The sequence below is a fragment of the Asaia sp. SF2.1 genome (assembly GCF_000505765.1).
Lineage (GTDB): Bacteria > Pseudomonadota > Alphaproteobacteria > Acetobacterales > Acetobacteraceae > Asaia > Asaia bogorensis.
This window is the reverse complement of sequence record NZ_AYXS01000006.1, coordinates 13,072-14,886: the sequence shown is the minus strand read 5'-3', so window position 1 is coordinate 14,886 and position 1,815 is coordinate 13,072. Positions and strand designations below refer to the sequence as shown.

Annotated in this window: 1 protein-coding gene and 2 pseudogenes; 1 reads left to right on the top strand and 2 read right to left on the bottom strand. The window is 54.5% G+C overall.

Annotated elements, in window-relative coordinates:
• Together P792_RS24655 and P792_RS37950 are read right to left on the bottom strand one after the other, a co-directional pair.
• A pseudogene (locus tag P792_RS24655) lies at window positions 1–686 on the bottom strand (IS701 family transposase); the annotation flags it as partial.
• A gap of 162 nt (window positions 687–848) precedes the next feature.
• A pseudogene (locus P792_RS37950) lies at window positions 849–947 on the bottom strand (IS5/IS1182 family transposase); the annotation flags it as partial.
• A 326-nt stretch (window positions 948–1,273) separates the two neighbouring features.
• Between P792_RS37950 and P792_RS0118135 the strand changes: the two are divergent.
• Window positions 1,274–1,815: TonB-dependent receptor plug domain-containing protein (locus P792_RS0118135; protein WP_035439428.1), on the top strand; the 542-nt coding region annotated here is incomplete at its 3' end.

The window sequence follows — 1,815 nt, the reverse complement described above, 5'->3', positions numbered from 1 at the left end:
CGAACCCGAACTCATTTTTCGCGGTTTCAAAGCCTTCCTCAATCCGCCAGCGCGTTCCTTCGACCTGCACCAGCGTCTCCAGTTGTGTCCCCTGTGGGCGCCAGGTTGTGAAATGGCGTAGATCGCCATCAGCCGGATTGCGGCGGACCAAAAGGCCCCAGGGCCGTCAGAATATTTCTGATGCCTGGAGATCGGCCATGGGGCAATATAGCCAGTCATACCATCGATCACCCCTGGTGCCGTGACCGGCCGAACAGCGGATCCAGGCCTCATCAGGCAGCATCTTGATAATCTCGCGTGCCTCGCCGACCCACGTCACGTCGGGACGCCAGGAATGGAAACAGTGGTTGGCATTCACGCCCAGCACGAACTCTTTGCCCGCGCGACGCAGCGATATTTCCAGGTCGCCGACACCATAAACGCTGTCACCGGCAACCCAGGAAAACGGCACTTCAGCTGCAAGCGCCTGCTCGATCATGGTGGTGGCCAGAGACGGCTTGGTGGCAAAGCGGATATCATCGGGCACATGGGCGGATGCCAGGCGCTCCGATGTATCAGTCCAGCTTTTCGGAAAATAGAGCGCCCGGTCGAGAAAAGCATGCCCCTTGTCAGAGACATTAGGTCGCGAACACGCCAATCTGGCTGTTGGTGATCTTGCCAGCAGATCCTGTGTATTGCCGACCCAAGGAAGTCGGACTGGCCGCTTGACGAATATAGGAGCTTCATCACCTGCCGCCTTCCCGCGCAACCGGAAAATGCTCGGCCTCAACGTCGCGTGCGACCAACGAATACGCGGCCTGCATCGCGATCGGACCGGGCATGCGGCGTTCCGCTGCGATCGTCGCTGCCTTCATCGCAACCCATTCCCCATCGGTCAGATCAGGCGGATAACGCTTCGTCTTGCGCTTGATATTGGCCATCCGGCCTCGTTGTTCTGGCATCCACATCCCGAGTTTGAATCACGCGCCAGACGTCCTGAAAACCCCTCGCGCCGAATTTTCAAAAGGGCTCTTATACTTCAACAACTTAAAGATAACCACGCCGGGATAGGAAAGAAATGAACATTTAATGCGAGGATACTGGAGGCGATATAAATACGCACAATAAAATTTTTATCAATGCAAATAACATATTATATAAGTTGGCAGACTTACAGCGTCAGTTTTGTTTACGTTATATTATATTATTGTGACTGCGTTGTAAGATCAAAGCCAACCAAATAGAGGCTCACGAAAGTTTGATATTTTGAAACTTTTATGTGGGACAGTAGTCTATGCGCTTTCAGATTTCTGCGATCACCTCAGTAGCTACAAGAGCATTCCTCCTTGCCAGCTGTGCTATTATCGCTCAAACAGCTGTAGCCCAGACGCCTGCAGCCCCCACGCTTCAGAGCACGGCGAAAAAACCCGCCAAGGGCAGCACAAAATCTGTTGTCCCAGGGAGCGAACGTCCAGAACATATAACCGTCGTTGCTCGCAAATCCTCAGCCCTCCTGCAGCTTAGGGCAAAAAATGATGTCTCGGTCGCCGATGCCGCGTTTATCGCAAGCCACCCGGACACGAACATCGCAGAAACGCTCGCCCGCCTCCCCGGCGTGAATGTCTTGTCGACAACCGTTGGCAGCAGCATCGGTGGCACAGCCTCAATGATCGACAACGCCTCACGCGGCGAAGGGCAGCTTATCTCGGTGCGCGGTATTGGACCAGACTATACGCTCAACCTGATTGATGGCGTAAACGTCGCAACGGCGAAACCAGCCAGCCGTCAGGTCCAACTCTCTCTCATGCCGCCACTCGGGTTTTCGGATGTCGTTGT